Source organism: Polaromonas sp. P1_E11 (assembly GCF_056405995.1).
In genome coordinates this window covers 836,423-855,183 of record NZ_JBFUBA010000001.1, presented here as the reverse complement: position 1 = coordinate 855,183, position 18,761 = coordinate 836,423, and the positions used below count along the sequence as shown (strand labels likewise).

Genomic DNA, 18,761 nt, shown 5'->3' with positions numbered 1-18,761 from the left:
CATCAGATGCTCATCAATTGTGTGGTCTACCAGAACGGCACCAAACTGGCCGACATCCCGGTCACCGAGATCAGCGACTATATCTGCCGTCCCGATGCTTTCGTCTGGGTGGCGTTGCAAGACGCCACGCCGGAAGAGCTTGAAGAAATGCAGCATGAGTTCGGCCTGCATGAACTGGCGGTCGAAGATGCCCGGCACGGCCACCAACGCCCAAAAATCGAGGAATACGGCGCTTCGCTGTTTTCGGTACTGCACCTGATCGAGCAGTCCAACGACAAGCCGGGCGAGCTCCACGTCGGCGAGGTGGATGTGTTCACCGGAAAAAACTATGTACTCTCGGTGCGCAACCGCAGCCAGAAGGGGTTTCTGGGCGTGCGTGAACGCTGCGAGCGCGAACCGGAGCTGCTGCGCAACGGTTCGGGTTTTGTGCTGTACGCCCTGATGGATGCGGTGGTTGACCGTTACTTTCCCATCCTCGACGCACTCGAGACCGAGTTGGAGCTGATCGAGAAGGAAATCTTCACGCCCGGTGCTGCGCGAAAGAACATCGAACGGCTCTACGAACTCAAGGGCAGCGTGATGGTGCTCAAACACGCAGTGGCGCCGCTGCTCGAAGGTGCCAGCAAACTGTATGGCGGCCGGGTTCCTCAGATCTGCAGTGGAGTGCAGGATTATTTTCGTGACGTGGTTGACCATTTGTCGCGCATCAACGCATTGATCGAAAACATGCGTGACACCATAGGCACTGCTATCCAGGTGAACCTGGCGATGGTGACGATTGAAGAGAGCGAAGTGACCAAGAAGCTCGCGGCCTGGGCCAGTATCTTTGCAGTCTGCACGGCGTTTGCCGGCATATGGGGCATGAACTTCGAAGCCATGCCCGAACTCAAATGGCGTTACGGCTATCTCATGGCCATCAGCATGATTGTGGTGGCGTGCTCGCTGCTGTACTGGCGCTTCAAGCGCGCACGCTGGCTATAACTTACGGCACCGTGGGCGGCGTGAAAGCCTTGCGCGCTGCCAGTGCGACTTTGCGGCTGGCGCAGCCTTCGATGTGGTCGTTGACCAGACCCATCGCCTGCATGAAGGCATACATCGTGGTGGGGCCCACAAAAGTCCAGCCACGCTTTTTGAGATCCTTGGACAGGGCGATGGAAGCGGGGGAAGTCGGCATGGCTTTGACGGCCTCATGTGTGATGCGCGCCGGCCGGCTCTTGGCCTCGGGCTCCAGCCGCCAGACAAAAGCGCCCAGTGAGCCAAACTCTTTTCGTAGCTCGATGACGCGCTTTGCATTGTTGATGGTCGAGGCGATCTTTCCCGCGTGTCGCACAATGCCCGCGTCATTGACCAGTCGTTTGATGTCACGCTCGCCAAAGCGGGCCACCTGCTCGGCATCGAAGTTGGCGAACGCGTTGCGAAAGGATTCGCGTTTGTTCAGGATGGTCAGCCAGCTGAGGCCAGCCTGAAAGCCTTCGAGGCAGATTTTTTCGAAGAGCCGGCGTTCATCGTCCACCGGAAAGCCCCACTCGCTGTCGTGGTAGTTGCGGTAAATGGGCGTCGCCTGGCACCAGGCGCAGCGCGCGGTGTGGGCGTCATCGGTAAAAAGGCCGGCAGCCGGCGAGGGTGCAACTGTGAGGCGCTTGGGAGGGATGGCGGAAGGCATGGGCAATTTTAGGCAGATGCGGACAGGGCCGCGTGGGTGAGGTGATTCATCCTTGGCCGCCCGGCAGTATCATGAAGCGCGCTCCTTCTCATCGATCCACAACTTCGGAACAACGCACCATGTCCATCCAGCTTTGGCTCGCTTTCGTCGCTGCAACCGCCGTCCTGCTCATCATCCCGGGCCCGACCATCCTGACGGTTATCAGCTACTCGATGGCGCACGGCAAGCGTGCCAACATTCCATTGGTGGGCGCCGTGGCGCTGGGTGACTCGACGGCGCTGGTGGTCTCGTTGTTCGGCCTGGGCGCCTTGCTCGCGGCATCGGCCTTCTGGTTCACGGTAGTCAAGTGGGCGGGTGGCCTGTACTTGCTTTACCTGGGCATCAAGCTCCTGCGCGCCGGAATTTCGCCCATGCAGGCGGCAGCGCCCGAGGCGCCTGGCTCCTTGTGGAAGCTGTTCGGCAACACCTATCTGGTCACAGCACTCAACCCCAAGGGCATTGTGTTTTTTGTGGCTTTCCTGCCCCAATTCATCAACCCCGGCGCCGACGTGACGCGACAGCTCTGGGTGCTGGCGGTGACCTTTGTGGTGATGGCCAGCCTGAACGCCACGCTGTATGCGGTGTTTGCTGCGTCGGCCCGTACGCTGCTGGCCTCACCGCGCGCCCAGCGGCGTTTTAATTTTGCAGGCGGTTCGCTGCTGTCCATGGCGGGTGTCTGGGCCTTGCTGGCCAAGCGGCCGGCCTGAATTCATGCGGCCGGTCTGCCGAGTGCCTGCTGCATCACCGCAGCGCCCTGGGTCATCATCGCGTCAATGTATTCCCCCAGCGCATCGGGCAGCGCGTCTGTGATCCAGACAAAGCGGGTGCGGTTTTCGCTCTCGGCAAACAGCTGCGCCGAAGCCATGTGGTGGGTGGCCTTGCCGCCGACCACCGTGTAGCTGAGGCGATGCGCCTCTTCATGGATGCCCACCAGCACTTCGTGCGCGACCATACCGTTGGCAAAGGTTACGGTGCGGCTGCCCTCGCCAGGTTTGCAATCGACCACGAAGCCCGGCGCCAGGCGCTGGTGCACCGCGTTGAAATCTCGCAGCGCGTCCCAGACGTTCCCTATGCCGGCTTCGACGATGAATTCCTTGTAGATCGTGGCCATGGTGCCCCCAGTCTGGTTGACGCCGGAGTAGCGCCTTGCCATAACAGGCTAGCAGCCAAAGCGGGCAGAGTCCAGCCTGATTGAGGCACGCCCTAAACCGGGACCGTGTAATTAAGTGTCATGCGCCCACCATCGACCACGACGATTTCGCCGGTGATGTAGCTGGCGGCGTCGCTGGCCAGGTAGGCCACGGTGTCGGCGATCTCCGAAGGCTCGCCCAGGCGCTTCATGGGGGTGCGGCTCATGATCTTGGCCTTGGCCTCGTCGCTGGTGAGCACAGCCCTGGCGGCCAGTTCGGTGGCGATGGTGCCGGGCGCAACCGCGTTGACGCGTACACCCTGACTGGCCAGCGACAGCGCCATCACGCGCGTGAGCTGGTTAATGCCGCCCTTGCTGACGTTGTAGCTGGCAATGGTGGGAATGGCGAGCACGCCGTTGACTGAACTCATGTTGACGATACTGCCCTTGCCGGCTGCTGCCATCACGCGCGCCACGGCCTGCCCGACCAGGAAGGAGCCCTTGAGGTTGATGCGCAGTACGGCGTCGAAGTCGGCTTCCGTCACGTCCAGAAACTCTGCGGCCTTGAAGATGCCGGCATTGTTGACCAACACGTCGATGCGGCCGTGCGCGGCCACGGTTTGTTCAACCATTGCATCGACTTGCACTTTGTCGCCCACGTCGCAATGAACATACAGGCCACCGAGTTCGGTGGCCAGCGCTGCGCCGCGCGCGTCGTCTATATCGGCGATGACGACCTGGGCCTGCTCACGCGAAAAACGCCGCGCGCAAGCCTCGCCGATACCTTGGGAACCGCCGGTGACGATGCAGACGCGGCCTGCCAGCCCGAACGATACCTGGGCAGTATCTGTAGATGAAATAATGCTCATGCCCTTATGGTACCAGCGCAAGCAGCTATGAATTCCATAGCAGATTCGGAGACCTGGGCGGCGGAAGAACCTGGTTTGTAAAGTGCCGATCCGATGCCGAAACCGTTGGCACCTGCAGCCAGGTAGGGCGCCATATTACCGGGCGTGATGCCGCCAACCGGTAGCACGGCGGCTTGCGCGGGCAGTACCGCGCGAAGGGCTTTCACGACTGCCGGGGTGATCATTTCGGCCGGAAAAATCTTCAACCCCGTCGCGCCAGCGTCGAGCGCGGCGAATGCTTCGCTCGCAGTCATGATGCCCGGCAGGCATACCATGCCGAGGCGAACTGCTTCACGTACCACCGCCGGGTTGAAATTGGGCGAAACGATGAGCTGGCCACCCGCGGCGTGCACTTCACGCACCGCCTCAGGTGTCAGCACCGTGCCCGCACCGACCAGGGCCTGCGGAAAGGCGCTGGCCATGGCGGCAATGCTGTCCAGCGGCTGGGGTGAATTGAGCGGAATTTCGATCAGCGTCCAGCCCGTGGCAACGAGTGCCTGGCCGACGGGCAGGGCCTCCGCCGGCGTTAGTCCGCGCAGGATGGCCACCAGGGGGAGGGCGCCGAGGGCCTGGGAAAATTTTTCGTGTGCGTTGTTCATGGTGTTCTGTGGGTTGGGACGCAATACTGCGCCGGGTCAGGCCAGGGTATCGGCGATGGCGCGCAGGCCGCGCCAGGTGGCGCCTGCGCCCACGCGCTTCACGGGAACGCCGAGCTGGGCCAGTGCCTGTTCGTAGCGCACCGTGAGGGCTTCCGCGCCCATCACCACCACGGGCTCGCCGCGCGGCAGTGCCTGGCATTTGAGTTCTTCGCCGATGACCAGGCCCGACAGGTAGCTGGGCAGGGCCTCGGTCGCCATCCGCTGGAACAGCGACAGGGTGCGTGTGCTGAAGGCGGTGTTCAGCAGGCCGGGGCCGGCCAGCGCGTGGGCCACGCCCTGGTCAAAGGCGGCGGCGTCCAGCGCGGGTTCGTCGTCGGGCAGCATGCGTGCGAGGATGGATTGGCGGCGCAGCAGTGCATAGAACTCGCCGGTCATCCAGGTCGAAAAATCAGTTACCTGCCGATTTTCGACGGTGACCCATTTGCTGTGCGTGCCGGGCAGTACCAGCCGGGCATGGGTCAGACCCAACAGTTGCAAGGCGCCAAAGATCTGCGTTTCCTCGCCGCGCATGACGTCGGGCACGCCGCCCTTGTCTATGCTCAGGCCGGGCACGATGGCGATGCGGCCGGGCTCCACCCATTCCAGTGCGGCGGCGATCGCGTCAAAGCCGGCGGGGCAGGCGCAGTAGGGCGCTTCGCGCCAGCCCTGTTTGCTGCCGGCCATGCCGGAGACCAGGCACAGCGTGCCGGGGGTCATCCAGTCGGCAAAGCAGCTTGCAAAAACCTCCGGAAAGGTACCGGGAGCGACAGTCAGAATGCCGCGTGCGAAGGAACGTTCGTCCAGGGCTGTGCCGGCGCCATCGATCAACGCGCCGCGCAGTGAAGAGCTGCCCCAGTCGACTGCCAGAAGGCGGTTCACAGCAGGGCCCTGACCTGCTCGGGACGCGGCAGCGGAGCGACCGCGCCGTAGCCCTGCACCGTGAGGGCGGCCGCTGCATTGGCATAGCGGGCCGCATCAAAGACGTTGTCGCCCGCCGCAATGCGCGCCAGCAGGTTGCCGCAGAAGCAGTCGCCCGCGCCGGTGGCATCCACCAGCTTCACGCGATGCACCGGTACACGTTCGCGACGCACGCCGTCACTGACCAGCGCACCGTCGCCGCCCAGCTTGAGCACTACGGTCTTGGCGCCCAGTGCGTGGCCCCAGTCCACTACCCGGTCAGGGTCCGTCATGCCGTTGAGTGCGGTGATGTCTTCCAGACTCGGCAAGAAAATGTCGCACAGCGAAACGGCGTGGCGGGTGCAGGCCAGGGCCCGGTCCTGCGGCCAGAGCTTGAGCCGCAGGTTGGAGTCAAACGACACGAGGGTACCGGCCTCTTTGGCCAGTTTCATCGCGACAAAGGCTGTGTCGCAGGCGCTGGTGGAAATCGCCAGCGAGATGCCTGACACATGCAGGATCTTGGCTTGACGCACGGCCTGTGCGGCGCCGCCTTGTTGCAGCCAGGCCGGTGTCATGCGGCTGGCCGCGGAGCCCGCGCGCAGGTAGCTGAATTCATGGCCTTTGGGGCCATGGGTGACGAAATACAGGCCGGTGCTGGCCTCGCTGTCCTGCTGGACCGCTTCCGTGGAAACCTTCTCAGCGGTCCACAAGGCCATTAGCGAGTGGCCGAAGGTGTCGCCGCCCAGGCGGGTGAGATAGGCGGTGTTGGCGCCGGCGCGCGCCGCCGCGATCACGGCGTTGCTGGTGTCGCCGCCAAAACCCTGCAGGTAGTTAGGCTGGCCGGCAGTGGTCTGGTTGAATTCCACCATGGCTTCGCCGAGCGCGACGACATCGAATTTTCTGGCTTGCATTGATTGGGTTTCCTGGCTTCTTCCGGCATCCCGGCGCGGGCTTTTTTTCGGGGAAGAAAAACCGGAAAAGCACGCCGCGCCTCAAACCCCCGATGGTACCCGCGGGCCGGGTGCGGGCCCGTACCCGCGCTGTACCCGGCTCAGTGGTTGTCGCGCGGCACGAACGAACCGCGCTTGCCCACCAGGAAATCCAGGTCCACGCCTTCGTCGGCCTGCAGCACATGGTCGATATAGAGCTTCCAGTACCCTGAAGACAGCGGTGGTTCGGGCGCCTTCCAGCTGGTCATTCGCCGCGCAAGCTCTTCATCGCTGACATGCAGATGCAGGCGGCGATTGGGGACGTCAAGTTCGATGATGTCGCCGTTTTGCACCAATGCCAGCGGGCCGCCCGCTGCCGCTTCGGGTGCGGTATGCAGAATCACGGTTCCGTAGGCTGTACCGCTCATGCGGGCGTCGCTGATGCGGACCATGTCGGTGATGCCCTTGCGCAGTACCTTGGGCGGCAACGGCATGTTGCCGACCTCGGCCATGCCGGGGTAGCCCTTGGGCCCGCAGTTTTTCAGCACCATTACGCAGTTCTCGTCGATGTCCAGGTTTTCGTCGTCGATGCGCGCGTGGAAATCTTCAATGGTTTCAAAGACCACGGCACGGCCCTTGTGCACCATGAGTGCGGGCGTGGCCGCGCTGGGCTTGATGACCGCGCCGCGTGGCGAGAGGTTGCCCCGCAGCACGGCGATGCCGGCCTTGTCCTTGAAGGGCGTGGAAAGCGGCATGATGACGTCGGTGTTGTAGTTTTCCGCATCGGCGATGTTTTCGCCGATGGTTTTTCCGTTGGCTGTGATGGCGCTGGTGTGCAGGTGCTGCGCGATTTCCTTCATCACGACAGGCAGGCCGCCGGCGTAGCAGAAATCTTCCATCAGGTATTTTCCGGAGGGCTGCAGGTTGACGAGGCAGGGCAACTCGCTGGCCAGGCGGTCAAAGTCATCGACCGTGAGCTTGACGCCGATGCGCCCGGCAATCGCGATCAGGTGAATCACGGCATTGGTCGAGCCGCCAATCGCGGCCAGGGTCTTGATGGCGTTCTCAAACGCTTCACGCGTGAGGATCTTCGAGAGCGTGAGGTCTTCGTGCACCATCTCGACGGCGCGGCGGCCGGCCATTCGGGCCAGCACGTTGCGGCGGCCGTCTACTGCCGGGTAGGCTGCATTGCCCGGCAGGCCAATACCGAGCGCTTCAACCATGCTGGCCATGGTCGAAGCCGTGCCCATGGTCATGCAGTGGCCATGGCTGCGGTGCATGCAGCTTTCGGCCTCGAAGAAGTCCTGCAGCTTGAGCGTGCCTGCGCGCACCTGCTCGCTCATGCTCCAGACGCCGGTGCCCGAGCCCAGCTCCTGGCCGCGCCATTTGCCGCTGAGCATAGGCCCGCCGCTGACACCCACTGTAGGCAGATCGACGCTGGAGGCGCCCATCACCAAGGAGGGCGTGGTTTTGTCGCAGCCCATCAGCAGCACCACGCCGTCGATCGGATTGCCGCGAATGCTTTCTTCCACGTCCATGCTGGCCAGGTTGCGGTACAGCATGGCGGTGGGGCGCAGCAGGGTTTCGCCCAGCGACATCACCGGAAATTCGAGCGGGAAGCCGCCGGCCTCATAGACGCCGATCTTGACCTGTTCCGCGATCGTGCGGAAATGCGAGTTGCAGGGCGTCAGTTCGCTAAAGGTGTTGCAAATGCCGATGACCGGGCGGCCGTCGAACTGGTCGTGCGGGACGCCCTTGCCCTTGACCCAGCTGCGGTAGGCAAAGCCGTCGCGGTCCTGGCGGCCGAACCATTGCTGGCTGCGCAGTTCTTCGGGTTTCTTTTTGGGTTTGCTGCTGTCGGTCATGTGCTGTCGGCCTAAATAGTAGGGTTAATCCTGAAAGTGTAAAGGTATTATCGTCATACCATTGCGGCCGCTGTCTTAGTGAAAACCATGATCGGAGTAGTTCCTTTGTCCCGCCCGCACATCCTTGCCGTTTCCAAGCTCCCGCCCTTCCTGATGGAGCCGCTCGCGGCGGCCTTCGTAGTGCACGACCGCCTGCACGAGACGGACCCCGAGGCGTTTGCAATGGTCGCGCCGCAGATTCGCGGCATCTCGGGCGGCGGCGAGTCCAAGGTCACGGCCGCGCTGATAGAGAAACTGCCCGCACTCGAAGTGGTGTCGATCTTCGGCGTTGGCTACGACGGCGTTGATGTACCCGCCGCATTGAACCGCCGCATCCCCGTGACGCACACCCCCGGGGTGCTCAACGACGAGGTCGCCGACCTCGCGCTGGGCCTCATGCTGTCGGTGGCGCGGCGCATCCCCCTGGCAGACCGCTATGTGCGTGCCGGCCGATGGGCCGCCGAAGGTCCGATGCCGCTGGCCCGCAAGGTTTCAGGTGCCCGGCTGGGCATCGTTGGGCTGGGCCGCATCGGGCAGGCCATTGCCAGTCGCGCAGAAGCCTTCGGCATGTCCATCGCCTATACGGCGCGCACCGCCAAGGCGGAGCTGCCGTACGCCTATCATCCCACCGCAGCAGCGCTTGCCGCTGCGGTAGATTTCCTGGTGGTGATCACTCCGGGTGGCGCCGGAACGAAACACCTGATCAATGCTGAAGTGCTCAAGGCCTTGGGCCCCGAGGGTTACCTGATCAATGTTGCGCGCGGCTCGGTCGTGGATGAGGCGGCGCTGGTCGATGCCCTGCAACGCGGCGTGATCGCGGGCGCGGGTCTCGATGTCTTCGAAAAAGAACCGCAGGTGCCGGATGCGCTGAAGGCGCTGGACAACGTCGTGCTGACTCCGCACATGGCCAGCGGAACCTGGCAGACGCGCAAGGCCATGGCGGATCTGGCGGTGGCCAATCTGGGCGCTCACTTCGCAGGCCAGCCACTGCTTAGTCCGGTCCCTGAATGCCAGTAAGAGACTCCTTCGAAAGAGTTCCAGAAGATGAGCCCGGGACCGGGTGCTGTACCGCGGGTTTTCCATAGAAAACCAGCGTTTCAATCATCATATGATAGCAAGCGCTAAGAGCTGAGCGACCCGGTTAGACAGTTCAACAACCACAGGAGACAAAGCAATGAAGATCAGGACAATTCTTGCCAGCGCGATGATCGCGGGGGGCCTGCTCGCAGGCGGCCACGCTGTCGCGCAAGACAAGCTCACCGTCTGGTGGGTCAAGGGCTTCTACCAGGCGGAGGACCAGGCACTCTTCGACGCCATCAAGAAGTACGAAGCCAAGCACAAGGGTGTGAAAATCGAGCTGTCGCAGTACCCGATCCAGGACATGATCCCCAAGACCGTGGCTGCGCTGGACTCCGGCAACCCGCCTGACGTCGCCTATGCCGACGTGTATGACTTCCAGGTCACGAGCAAGTGGGCCTATGACGGCAAGCTGGAAGACATCTCCAGCGTGATCAACCCGATTCGCGCGCGTTTCGCCCCCAACACGGTGGAGACGACGTTCCTGTGGAACGACGCAGCCAAGACCCGCGCTTACTACGCCTTTCCGATCAAGCAGCAGACCATGCACATCGAGTACTGGATCGACATGCTCAACGATGCGGGTTTCAAGGAGTCCGACATCCCGACCGACTGGAAGGGCTACTGGTCTTTCTGGTGCGACAAAGTGCAACCGGCCCATCGCCAGAAGAGCGGCAACCGCACCTTCGGCATCGGCCAGCCCCTGGGCGTGGACTCGAGCGACTCGTTCTTCTCCTTCCTGACCTTCATGGATGCGTACAACGTGAAGCTGGTGAGCGACAGCGGCAAGCTGCTGGTCGATGACCCTAACGTTCGTGCCGGCCTGATTGGCGCGTTGACCGACTACACCGCGCCGTACACCAAGGGCTGCTCGCCACCGTCGTCCACCAGCTGGAAAGACCCGGACAACAACGTCGCCTTCCACAACAAGACCACGGTCATGACGCACAACGCGACGATCTCAATCGCGGCCAAGTGGCTTGACGACGCCAACAACGACAAGCTCAAACCCGAAGAGCGTGAACTGGCGAAGAAGAACTACAACGAGCGCATCCGCACGGCAGGCTTTCCAAACAAACCGGACGGCAGCAAGATGGTCTACCGCACGGCGGTGAAGACTGGCGTTGTCTTTAGCCAGGCCAAGAACAAGGCCCGCGCCAAGGAGTTCGTCAAGTTCTTGATGGAAGAAGAGAACCTGACGCCGTACGTCGAAGGCTCACTCGGTCGTTGGTTCCCGGTGACCAAGGCCGGTCAGGCGCGCCCGTTCTGGCAGGCTGATGCGCATCGCAAGTCGGTGTTCAACCAGTACGCCAACGGAACGGTGGGCTTCGAGTTCGTCAAGAACTACAAGTTCACCGTGCTGAACAACGAGAACGTCTGGGCCAAGGCGGCCAACCGCGTGCTCAATGAGAAGGTGCCGGTTGACAAGGCGGTGGACGAGATGATTGCCCGCATCAAGACGGTCGCATCCAACTAAAAACGAAAGTCCCTCCCCCCGCTGGGGGAGGGTACAAGCCATGAGCACCATCACCCTCGACACACCGGCCACCGCATCGGCCGTCAGAAAAAATGCCATGACTTCGTGGGAGAAGTGGGGAGCGATTCTTGTCATTCCCTACCTTCTCATCTTCCTGATTTTCGTGATCTACCCGGTGGGCTACGGCCTGTGGCTCGCGCGCCATCCGGAGAGTTACGAGCGGCTGTTTGCCGACCCCATTTTCTTCCGCACGGTGATCAACACCGTAGTCTTTGTCGTGGTCTCCGTCAACATCAAGATGATGCTGGCGCTCGGCCTGTCGGGCTTCTTCCTGAACACGCGCTGGTGGGTCAAGATCCTGTCGATGATCTTCATCCTGCCTTGGGCCGTGCCGTCGATCCCGACCATTCTGTCCATGCGCTTCATGCTCAACCCGGAGTGGGGCGTGGTGAACGCCGCCATCTACCGCTTCACCGGCATGGACGGCCCGAACTGGCTGAACGACCCGACGCTGGCGTTGGGCTTTTCGATGCTGGCGCACATCTGGAAATCGCTGCCGTTCTGGACGCTGATCCTGCTAGCCGGCCGTATGGCGATTCCGGGCGAGCAGTACGAAGCCGCGTCGGTGGACGGCGCTTCAGTGTGGCAGAAGTTCCGCTTCATTACCTGGCCGTCAATGCGCTCGCTGTACCTCACGTCCACCATCCTCTCAATGATCTGGACGCTGGGGGATTTCAACAGCGTCTACCTGCTCACGGGTGGGGGGCCGGCAGACCTGACGCACGTGCTGGCAACGCTGGGCATCCGCTACCTGCGTCTGGACCAGGTTGACCTGTCCCTTGCGTCCATCGTCGTCGCATTGCCGCTAGTCTTGCCTCTGGTGTATTTCATGATGAAGAGATTGTCCAAATGATGTGCCTCCACGCTCCCTATCGCTCGCTGACCCCCAGGGGGGCGCCCGGCCGCCTAGAGATGGCTCGTCGGAGGCCGGTATGACCCGCTCCGTATTGAAGGTCGTCTCGACCGAAGCCAAGCTGCTGCTCATCGGCATCCCCGTGTTGATCTGGACGCTGCTGCCGATCTACCACATGGTGCTGTTCGCGCTGTCGCCCAAGGACCAGGCGACGACGGGCCAGCTCTGGCCGAAAGCACCCACACTGCGCAACTTCGAGTTCGTGTTCATGCAGAAGCATTTCTACCTGGACCATTTCTGGATCCAGCTGTGGAATTCCTTGCTGATCGCCGTGTCGGTCGGCGTGCTCACGCTGTTCGTGTCGACCTGCGCGGCCTTTGCCATCAGCCGGTTGCGGGTTCCCGGCGGCCGTACGGTGATGAACATGGCACTGTTCACCTACTTCATCCCCGCGGCCTTCCTGGCCGTGCCCATGTACAAAACCATGGGCAACTATGGCCTGCTCAACAACCAGTGGGCGCTCATCCTGGCGATGGTGACGATCGCCTCGCCGTACTGCATCTGGGTGCTCAAGCAGGCGTCGGACAAGCTGCCTTGGGAATTGGATGAAGCCGCGAAGATGGACGGGGCCACGGCCATGCAACTCTTTCGCCTCGTTTACCTGCCATTGATGGTGCCTTCGCTGGTGGCGGTGGGGACGTACGCCTTGCTGCTGGCCTGGAACGAATACCTCTACGCCTTTTTGCTGTTGTCCAAGGACGACAGCGTGACGCTGGCGGTGGCGCTGGGCAACTTCCTCTCGGCCGACGACTCGCCATGGGAACTACTCATGACCACGGGCCTTATCTACGCAATGCCGCCTGCGGCAATTTATTACGCATTCAAGCGCTATATGGTCGCGGGCCTCACGGCCGGCGCCGTCAAAAGCTGATTCACAGGGAAAACAGACAAAATGGCATCCGTCGCATTCAACAAAATCGAGAAGTCCTTCGGCAAGGTCAAGATCATTCACGGCATCAGTTTCGACATCAGCGACGGTGAATTCGTTGTGCTCGTCGGCCCCTCGGGCTGCGGCAAGTCCACGCTTTTGCGCATGCTGGCCGGGCTCGAAGAGATAACCGGTGGCGAGATTTCCATCGACGGCAAGGTCATCAACGACCTCGACTCCAAGGACCGCGACATTGCGATGGTGTTCCAGAGCTATGCGCTCTACCCGCACATGACCGTGCGCGACAACATGGCCTTCAGCCTGAAACTGCGCAAGGCCGACCAGGCGATCACCGACAAACGCGTGGGTGACGCGGCGCGCATCCTGAACCTCGACCCGTTGCTCGACCGCTTCCCGCGCGAGCTGTCAGGCGGCCAGCGCCAGCGCGTGGCCATGGGCCGGGCCATCGTGCGCGACCCCAAGGTATTCCTCTTTGACGAACCGCTGTCCAACCTGGACGCCAAGTTGCGCGTAGCGATGCGGGCCGAGATCAAGGCGCTGCATCAGCGCCTGAAGACCACGACCGTCTACGTGACGCATGACCAGATCGAGGCGATGACCATGGCCGACCGCATCGTCGTCATGCACGACGGCATCATCGAGCAGATCGGCACGCCGCTGGAGCTGTTCGACCGTCCCGGCAACCTCTTTGTCGCGCAATTCATCGGCTCGCCGTCGATGAACGTGATGAAGGGCACGCTGCGCGTCGCGGATGGCCGCACCTGGGTGGAAGCAGAGGGGCATTCCTGGCCGGCGCAGGCGCTGGCCAATGCGGTGGACGGGCAAGCGGTGGACTACGGCGTGAGGCCGACCGACCTGAAGGTGTCCACGACAGGCTCGGGCATCCCTGCCAAGGTGATCGTGATCGAGCCGACGGGCGCGGAGACCGAGCTGCTGCTGGAAGTGGGCAACAGCAAGATCATCGTCGTCATGCATGGCCGCACCGATGCGCAGCCTAACGACATCATTCACCTGGACGTGGCGCCGGGCAAGGCCCACGTCTTCAACGGCGACAGCGGCCAGCGCCTGTCGTGAGCGCGGCCATGGTCGCCGATTCATTCAAGCTGAACGGCAGGCTGGCGCTCATCACGGGCTCGTCGGCCGGCATTGGCCTGGCGCTTGCGCGCGGGCTTGGCCAGGCCGGCGCGGCGGTGGTGGTCAACGGGCGCAATGCAGCCAAGGTGCGGGAGGCCGCGGCGCTGCTGCGCAGCGAAGGCATCACGGCGCACGTGAGTGCGTTTGACGTGACGGATTCCGGGGAGGTGAAGGCAGCGGTGGAGACCATCGAGTCAACCATTGGTCCGATCAACATCCTGTTCAACAACGCGGGCATGCAGATCCGCAATCCGCTGGAAGAGTTTGCCGAAGAGGACTGGCACAAGCTCATGCGCACCAACCTCGACAGCGTCTTCATGGTGGGCCAGGCCGTGGCACGCAAGATGATCCCGCGCAAGCGCGGCAAGATCATCAACATCTGCTCGGTGCAAAGCGAGATCGGCCGACCGGGCATCTCGCCCTATATGGCGACCAAAGGTGCGGTGAAGATGCTGACCAAGGGCATGGCGATCGACTGGGGTCCGCATGGCCTTCAGTGCAATGCAATCGGGCCGGGGTACTTCAAGACCGAGCTGAACGAGAAGCTATCGTCGGATGAGAAATTCAATTCCTGGCTGATCGGCCGCACGCCGAGCCGGCGTTGGGGCGAAGTGCATGAACTGGCGGGGGCGGCGGTGTTTCTGGCCAGCGATGCGTCCAGCTTCATGAACGGGCATGTGCTGTATGTCGATGGCGGGGTCACCGCCCAACTTTGATTTTTTGTGAGCTGAACTTCAATGAATATGCGCGCCATCGTCTGCCATGCCCCGCTGGATCTGCGCTTTGACTCGCAGGCAGTCGAGCCCGTTGGCCCGAAGCAGATGCGCGTGCGTGTTGCCTTCGGCGGCATCTGCGGCTCGGACCTGCACTACTTCCAGCACGGCGGCTTCGGCACGGTGCGCATCAAGGAGCCGATGGTGCTGGGGCATGAAGTTTCGGGCATCGTGAGCGAAGTGGGCAACGAAGTCGCGGGTTTCGCACCCGGGCAACGCGTGGCTGTGTCGCCATCGCGTCCCTGCGGCGTCTGCAAATACTGCCAGCTCGGCCAGCACAACCATTGCCTGGACATGCGTTTCTACGGCAGCGCGATGCGTTTTCCCCACGTGCAGGGCGCATTCCGCGAAACGCTGGTGATCGACCAGACGCAGGCCTACGCCGTGTCCGAAGATATTTCATTGTCGGAGGCTGCGCTGGCTGAGCCGCTGTCGGTCGGCCTGCATGCCATCAATCGCGCAGGCGTCGTGTTCGGCAAGAAAGTGCTGGTCACCGGTTGCGGGCCCATCGGCGCCTTGCTGATCGCGGGCCTGCGGCGCGCCGGGGTAGCCGAGATTGTGGCGGTGGACATTGCGGAGTTGCCGCTGGCGTGCGCGCTCAAAATGGGTGCGGACAAAGCCATCAACCTGTCGGCGCAGCCCGATGCGCTGGCGCCGTATGCGCTGGAGAAGGGCTACTTCGACGTCATGTTCGAGGCCTCGGGCAATGAACGCGCGCTGCTGTCCGGGCTCCAGGTCGTCGCCCCGCGTGGCGTGATTGTGGCCGTGGGGCTGGGCGGCGACATCAAGATCCCGATGAACGCGCTGGTGGCACGGGAGATCGATCTGCGCGGCACCTTCCGCTTCCACCCTGAGTTCGCGGTGGCGGTGGAGTTTTTGAACAAGCGCCTGATCGATGGCCGGCCGGTTATCACCGATATCATGAACTTCGACCAGGCGACGGATGCCTTCAAGCTGGCCGGCGACAAGGGCAGGGCCATGAAGGTGCTGCTGCAGTTTGCGCCCGATGCTGCGGCCAGGGCCGGGCTTGCGCAGGCCGGGGTCTGAGGCGCGGGAAATCGCGCCTCGAATTTATCCACCACAAATTCATGAATACGAACACGGAGCTTTTTTGACCACCTTCACCAAAGTCATTCTCTACACAGACGACGCCGACGGCCTCGCGAAGTTTCGCGAAGAGCAGGTTCCGCTGCCAGAGGGCAATCCGCAATCCATGCTGTCCACGCTGATGCCTTCAGGTGGCTACCAGTTGCGCCACAGCCCGGTAGGTTTTCGCAGCCAGTTTCATTGCTCGCCGCACGGCCAGTGGGTATTCATTCTGGGCGGCGAGATGGAGATCGGCCTGCAGGGTGGAATTTCCCGCATCTTCAAGCCCGGACAGCATTTCTACTCCGCGGACCTGCTGCCGGCCGGCGCCACCTTCGATCCGGCCGTGCATGGCCATTGGAGCCGCCAGGCAGGTTCGGACCCGTTGGTCACCTTGTTTGTGCGAGGCTAAAGGAACCCCATGGCCACCATGAAAAACGTCCACGGCAACACGGTTGACCACATCGGGGAAGCCATCGTCGCGGGCCGTTATACCGCCGGCATGTCCATGCCGCCGGAGCCGGTGCTTTGCGAGGAACTGGGCGTGAGCCGCACGGTGGTGCGCGAAGCGGTCAAGTCACTGATCGCCAAGGGGCTGGTTACCACCGGGCCCAAAGTGGGCACCCGCGTGCTGACCGAGGAACACTGGAACTGGTTCGATCCCGACGTCATCGCCTGGAAGGCCAAGGCCGGCATCACGCCCGAATTTTTACGCGACCTGCTGGAACTGCGGCGCCTGGTGGAACCAGCCGCCGTGCGCATGGCCGCCGAGCGGGCCACCGCGGAAGAGATCGCCGGGATCGAGGATGCCTATGCCGGTATGAAGCGCGCCGTGGAAGGCGGCGGCGACTACGTCACCTACGACCTGCGTTTTCACCAGGGCCTGCTGCGTGCCGCGCACAACCGCATGCTGGTCCAGATGAGCAAGGCGCTCAGTGCCTTGCTGCGCACCAGCTTTGAAATTTCCACCATCCGCAAGGACGGGCCCAAGCGCTCCCTGCCGCTGCATCGGGCGGTGCTGGATGCGGTGATCGCGCGCAACCCGGTCAAGGCCGAAAAAGCCATTCTGGTGCTGATTGACGGCGCGCACGAGGATATCGAGCTGGTGCTCGGTTCGCGGCGCCGTTTGCCCAAACTGAGCAATCCGGCCAAGCAGCTGAAAGCAGCTTGAGCCTGAGGTGCGGAATTGGGCTTTTGCAGCCTTATGCCGCGCCGGACAGTTGCATGGCGGCGTCCACGCAGTGGGATCGCCGCCGTTAGCGCTTAGCGGCCGGTAAACGAGCCGGGACCGCCAGGCCGGCGGGGCCCGTTGCCCCGGCCGCCGCCGCCACCACCGCCGCCATTACCACCACCAGAGCGGTTGCCGCCCCGGTAGTTGCCACGGTTGCCGCCTGTGGGCTGGCCGGAGGACGGGAAACCCGAGGAGGCGTGGCTGGCGGGTTGCTGGTTGTCAAAGTCGTTGCGCGGCTCCCTCGGCTCGCTGCGGGGTGCGCGTGGCTGCTGGTCGTCCCGCGGCGGGCGCTGCGCCTGCTGGCGTGGCGGCTGGCCGTTCTGTGAGTAGCCCGAAGCCTGTCGTGGCTGGCCGGGGTTGGGTGTGCGGGGACCGCGGCCGCTGCCGCCGCCGTTACCGCCACCACCGTTGCCGCCGCCGGCGGGGCCGCGTCCGCGCGCGCCGCCATTGCCGCCACCGTTACCACCGCCTGCGCCGCGCGCGGGCTGTGCGCCCTTGGTGTCGCGGATGCGCTGCATCATCTCGGTGCGGGCGGCCTTGGCCGCTGCCTGCATTACGTCGCGGCTGGGCGGCTTGCCCAGGCCGCCCCAGATGGTCTGGCGGCCCATGGCCAGCGGCTCGGCGCGCTCGCCGGGCTCAGCTTCAAAACCGGGGACTATGACTTTTTCGATGTTTTGCTTGGTGAAGCGCTCGATGTCCTGCATGAAGCCTTCTTCATCGAGGCAGACCAGGCTGACGGCTTCGCCGCTGTTGCCAGCGCGGCCGGTGCGGCCGATGCGGTGCACGTAGTCTTCGCTCACGTTCGGGATTTCGTAGTTCACGACGTGGGGCAACTCGTCGATGTCGATGCCGCGGGCGGCGATGTCAGTGGCCACCAGGGCGCGAATCGTTCCGCTCTTGAAATCGGCCAAGGCCTGGGTGCGGGCGGTCTGGCTCTTGTTGCCGTGCAACGCCATCGCAGGGATGCCGTTTTTGGTCAGGTGTTCGGCCACGTTGTTGGCTCCGAACTTGGTGCGGGTGAACACCAGAACCTGGCTCCAGTTGTGCTCGTTGATGATGTGGGTCAGCAGCGCTTTTTTCTTGGCTCGCCCGACGGGGTGGATGGTCTGCGTGATGCGCTGCACCGTGGTGTTGCGCGGCGTGACCTGGATGGATTCGGGGTTCTTCAGCAGGCCGTTGGCCAGCTCGCGGATTTCGTCGCTGAACGTTGCGCTGAACAGCAGCGATTGCTTTTGTTTAGGCACCAGGGCCAGCACCTTCTTGATGTCGTGGATGAAACCCATGTCCAGCATGCGGTCGGCTTCGTCCAGCACAAGGATTTGCACCTGGCTCAGGTCCAGCGTCCCCTGGCTTGCGTGGTCCAGCAGGCGGCCGGGGGTGGCGACCAGGATGTCTACGCCGCGGCGCAGCTTTTCAATCTGGGCACCCATGCCGACGCCGCCGAACATCACCATGGAGGTGAGGTCGGTGTATTTGCCGTAGGTGCGCACGCTTTCTTCGACCTGGGCTGCGAGTTCTCGGGTGGGGGTCATGATCAGGGCGCGCACGGCGTTGACGCCGCGGCGGTTGGTCAGGCGCGCTTCAGTGGAAAGGCGTTGCAGCAGGGGAAGGGTGAATGCTGCGGTCTTGCCGGTGCCGGTCTGGGCGCCGCCCAGCAGGTCGACACCCTTGAGCACGGCGGGGATTGCCTGGGCCTGGATGGGGGTAGGGGTGTCGTAGCCTTGCTCGAGCACGGCCTTCAGAATGGCCGGAGCCAGATTCAATTCTTCAAATGTCATGATGTTGCGCCTGTGTGGCGCTTTAGATCGGCCTGTTGGGCGCCTTGTTGAAAGGCAAACCCGCCAGTCAAAGGCAGATGGGGTCAGAAAGTGGGCCGAAAACATCGTAAGCAGCCACTTGAAGCGGTACCCGGATGTGCCCAAATGTTGAAGGCAACTGGAGCCAGCAACAACTGTATTGTCGCACAGCAACGATAATGGGAGCATTCACGCATAAAACACGCTTTGCCAAAAGG

General features: G+C 62.9%; 19 protein-coding genes. 11 read left to right on the top strand and 8 right to left on the bottom strand.

Annotation, left to right across the window (positions count from 1 at the left end):
• Positions 1 to 6: 6 nt before the first annotated feature.
• Complete coding sequence (locus tag AC1D11_RS04300) at positions 7 to 981, top strand: magnesium and cobalt transport protein CorA (protein ID WP_457279273.1); 975 nt, start codon at positions 7 to 9, stop codon at positions 979 to 981.
• Between the two features lies 1 nt (position 982).
• On the opposite strand, the gene AC1D11_RS04295 is transcribed toward AC1D11_RS04300, so the two are convergent.
• The gene (locus tag AC1D11_RS04295; RefSeq protein WP_477647381.1) at positions 983 to 1,663 is read right to left on the bottom strand and encodes a DNA-3-methyladenine glycosylase I; all 681 of its coding nucleotides are present in this window, start codon (positions 1,661 to 1,663) and stop codon (positions 983 to 985) included.
• A gap of 119 nt (positions 1,664 to 1,782) precedes the next feature.
• On the opposite strand from AC1D11_RS04295, the gene AC1D11_RS04290 reads away from it, so the two are divergent.
• Positions 1,783 to 2,409: a LysE family translocator gene (locus AC1D11_RS04290; protein ID WP_477647382.1), complete on the top strand. Its 627-nt coding sequence runs from the start codon at positions 1,783 to 1,785 to the stop codon at positions 2,407 to 2,409.
• A 2-nt stretch (positions 2,410 to 2,411) separates the two neighbouring features.
• Here AC1D11_RS04290 and AC1D11_RS04285 read toward each other — a convergent pair whose 3' ends face one another.
• The 6 genes from AC1D11_RS04285 to AC1D11_RS04260 form a co-directional block, all read right to left on the bottom strand.
• Complete coding sequence (locus AC1D11_RS04285) at positions 2,412 to 2,813, bottom strand: SRPBCC family protein (RefSeq protein WP_477647383.1); 402 nt, start codon at positions 2,811 to 2,813, stop codon at positions 2,412 to 2,414.
• 92 nt (positions 2,814 to 2,905) lie between these two features.
• Entirely contained in the window at positions 2,906 to 3,700 is a 795-nt protein-coding gene (locus AC1D11_RS04280; protein WP_477647384.1) for an SDR family NAD(P)-dependent oxidoreductase, read from the bottom strand.
• Positions 3,697 to 4,338, bottom strand: coding sequence for a 2-dehydro-3-deoxy-6-phosphogalactonate aldolase (locus AC1D11_RS04275; protein WP_477647385.1), 642 nt, complete (start codon positions 4,336 to 4,338; stop codon positions 3,697 to 3,699). Before AC1D11_RS04275 ends, AC1D11_RS04280 begins: the two co-directional genes overlap by 4 nt.
• A gap of 36 nt (positions 4,339 to 4,374) precedes the next feature.
• Positions 4,375 to 5,256 carry a 2-dehydro-3-deoxygalactonokinase gene (locus AC1D11_RS04270; protein WP_477647386.1) on the bottom strand — a complete coding sequence of 294 codons (882 nt, stop codon included), beginning with the start codon at positions 5,254 to 5,256 and terminating at the stop codon, positions 4,375 to 4,377.
• The gene (locus AC1D11_RS04265) at positions 5,253 to 6,185 is read right to left on the bottom strand and encodes a sugar kinase (RefSeq protein ID WP_477647387.1); all 933 of its coding nucleotides are present in this window, start codon (positions 6,183 to 6,185) and stop codon (positions 5,253 to 5,255) included. Before AC1D11_RS04265 ends, AC1D11_RS04270 begins: the two co-directional genes overlap by 4 nt.
• Before the next feature lie 140 nt (positions 6,186 to 6,325).
• Entirely contained in the window at positions 6,326 to 8,068 is a 1,743-nt protein-coding gene (locus tag AC1D11_RS04260; protein ID WP_477647388.1) for an IlvD/Edd family dehydratase, read from the bottom strand.
• 87 nt (positions 8,069 to 8,155) lie between these two features.
• Between AC1D11_RS04260 and AC1D11_RS04255 the strand changes: the two genes are divergently transcribed.
• From AC1D11_RS04255 to AC1D11_RS04215, 9 genes are all read left to right on the top strand, one after another.
• Positions 8,156 to 9,124 (top strand): 2-hydroxyacid dehydrogenase, encoded by a 969-nt coding sequence (locus AC1D11_RS04255; RefSeq protein ID WP_477647389.1) that lies wholly within the window; start codon positions 8,156 to 8,158, stop codon positions 9,122 to 9,124.
• 157 nt (positions 9,125 to 9,281) lie between these two features.
• Positions 9,282 to 10,661, top strand: coding sequence for an ABC transporter substrate-binding protein (locus tag AC1D11_RS04250; protein WP_477647390.1), 1,380 nt, complete (start codon positions 9,282 to 9,284; stop codon positions 10,659 to 10,661).
• A gap of 40 nt (positions 10,662 to 10,701) precedes the next feature.
• Positions 10,702 to 11,574: a carbohydrate ABC transporter permease gene (locus AC1D11_RS04245; RefSeq protein ID WP_477647391.1), complete on the top strand. Its 873-nt coding sequence runs from the start codon at positions 10,702 to 10,704 to the stop codon at positions 11,572 to 11,574.
• Positions 11,575 to 11,653: 79 nt separating this feature from the next.
• Positions 11,654 to 12,505: a carbohydrate ABC transporter permease gene (locus tag AC1D11_RS04240; RefSeq protein ID WP_477647392.1), complete on the top strand. Its 852-nt coding sequence runs from the start codon at positions 11,654 to 11,656 to the stop codon at positions 12,503 to 12,505.
• Between the two features lie 21 nt (positions 12,506 to 12,526).
• Complete coding sequence (locus AC1D11_RS04235) at positions 12,527 to 13,597, top strand: ABC transporter ATP-binding protein (RefSeq protein WP_477647393.1); 1,071 nt, start codon at positions 12,527 to 12,529, stop codon at positions 13,595 to 13,597.
• A gap of 8 nt (positions 13,598 to 13,605) precedes the next feature.
• Entirely contained in the window at positions 13,606 to 14,373 is a 768-nt protein-coding gene (locus AC1D11_RS04230; protein WP_477647394.1) for an SDR family oxidoreductase, read from the top strand.
• Positions 14,374 to 14,400: 27 nt separating this feature from the next.
• Positions 14,401 to 15,477, top strand: coding sequence for an L-idonate 5-dehydrogenase (locus AC1D11_RS04225; protein WP_477647395.1), 1,077 nt, complete (start codon positions 14,401 to 14,403; stop codon positions 15,475 to 15,477).
• A gap of 64 nt (positions 15,478 to 15,541) precedes the next feature.
• Positions 15,542 to 15,928, top strand: a complete 387-nt coding sequence (locus AC1D11_RS04220; RefSeq protein ID WP_477647396.1) for a cupin domain-containing protein — start codon at positions 15,542 to 15,544, stop codon at positions 15,926 to 15,928.
• Between the two features lie 9 nt (positions 15,929 to 15,937).
• Positions 15,938 to 16,687 carry a FadR/GntR family transcriptional regulator gene (locus tag AC1D11_RS04215; RefSeq protein WP_477647397.1) on the top strand — a complete coding sequence of 250 codons (750 nt, stop codon included), beginning with the start codon at positions 15,938 to 15,940 and terminating at the stop codon, positions 16,685 to 16,687.
• A gap of 92 nt (positions 16,688 to 16,779) precedes the next feature.
• Here the strand turns inward: AC1D11_RS04215 and AC1D11_RS04210 are convergent, their stop codons facing one another.
• Positions 16,780 to 18,525: a DEAD/DEAH box helicase gene (locus tag AC1D11_RS04210; RefSeq protein ID WP_477647398.1), complete on the bottom strand. Its 1,746-nt coding sequence runs from the start codon at positions 18,523 to 18,525 to the stop codon at positions 16,780 to 16,782.
• Positions 18,526 to 18,761: the final 236 nt, after the last annotated feature.

Bases quoted from the DNA above. Each gene is read 5' to 3' on its own strand.
- AC1D11_RS04300 (WP_457279273.1), top strand. From the start codon at position 7: ATGCTCATCAATTGTGTGGTCTACCAGAACGGCACCAAACTGGCCGAC.
- AC1D11_RS04295 (WP_477647381.1), bottom strand. From the start codon at position 1,663: ATGCCTTCCGCCATCCCTCCCAAGCGCCTCACAGTTGCACCCTCGCCG.
- AC1D11_RS04290 (WP_477647382.1), top strand. From the start codon at position 1,783: ATGTCCATCCAGCTTTGGCTCGCTTTCGTCGCTGCAACCGCCGTCCTG.
- AC1D11_RS04285 (WP_477647383.1), bottom strand. From the start codon at position 2,813: ATGGCCACGATCTACAAGGAATTCATCGTCGAAGCCGGCATAGGGAAC.
- AC1D11_RS04280 (WP_477647384.1), bottom strand. From the start codon at position 3,700: ATGAGCATTATTTCATCTACAGATACTGCCCAGGTATCGTTCGGGCTG.
- AC1D11_RS04275 (WP_477647385.1), bottom strand. From the start codon at position 4,338: ATGAACAACGCACACGAAAAATTTTCCCAGGCCCTCGGCGCCCTCCCC.
- AC1D11_RS04265 (WP_477647387.1), bottom strand. From the start codon at position 6,185: ATGCAAGCCAGAAAATTCGATGTCGTCGCGCTCGGCGAAGCCATGGTG.
- AC1D11_RS04260 (WP_477647388.1), bottom strand. From the start codon at position 8,068: ATGACCGACAGCAGCAAACCCAAAAAGAAACCCGAAGAACTGCGCAGC.
- AC1D11_RS04255 (WP_477647389.1), top strand. From the start codon at position 8,156: ATGATCGGAGTAGTTCCTTTGTCCCGCCCGCACATCCTTGCCGTTTCC.
- AC1D11_RS04250 (WP_477647390.1), top strand. From the start codon at position 9,282: ATGAAGATCAGGACAATTCTTGCCAGCGCGATGATCGCGGGGGGCCTG.
- AC1D11_RS04245 (WP_477647391.1), top strand. From the start codon at position 10,702: ATGAGCACCATCACCCTCGACACACCGGCCACCGCATCGGCCGTCAGA.
- AC1D11_RS04240 (WP_477647392.1), top strand. From the start codon at position 11,654: ATGACCCGCTCCGTATTGAAGGTCGTCTCGACCGAAGCCAAGCTGCTG.
- AC1D11_RS04235 (WP_477647393.1), top strand. From the start codon at position 12,527: ATGGCATCCGTCGCATTCAACAAAATCGAGAAGTCCTTCGGCAAGGTC.
- AC1D11_RS04230 (WP_477647394.1), top strand. From the start codon at position 13,606: ATGGTCGCCGATTCATTCAAGCTGAACGGCAGGCTGGCGCTCATCACG.
- AC1D11_RS04225 (WP_477647395.1), top strand. From the start codon at position 14,401: ATGCGCGCCATCGTCTGCCATGCCCCGCTGGATCTGCGCTTTGACTCG.
- AC1D11_RS04215 (WP_477647397.1), top strand. From the start codon at position 15,938: ATGGCCACCATGAAAAACGTCCACGGCAACACGGTTGACCACATCGGG.
- AC1D11_RS04210 (WP_477647398.1), bottom strand. From the start codon at position 18,525: ATGACATTTGAAGAATTGAATCTGGCTCCGGCCATTCTGAAGGCCGTG.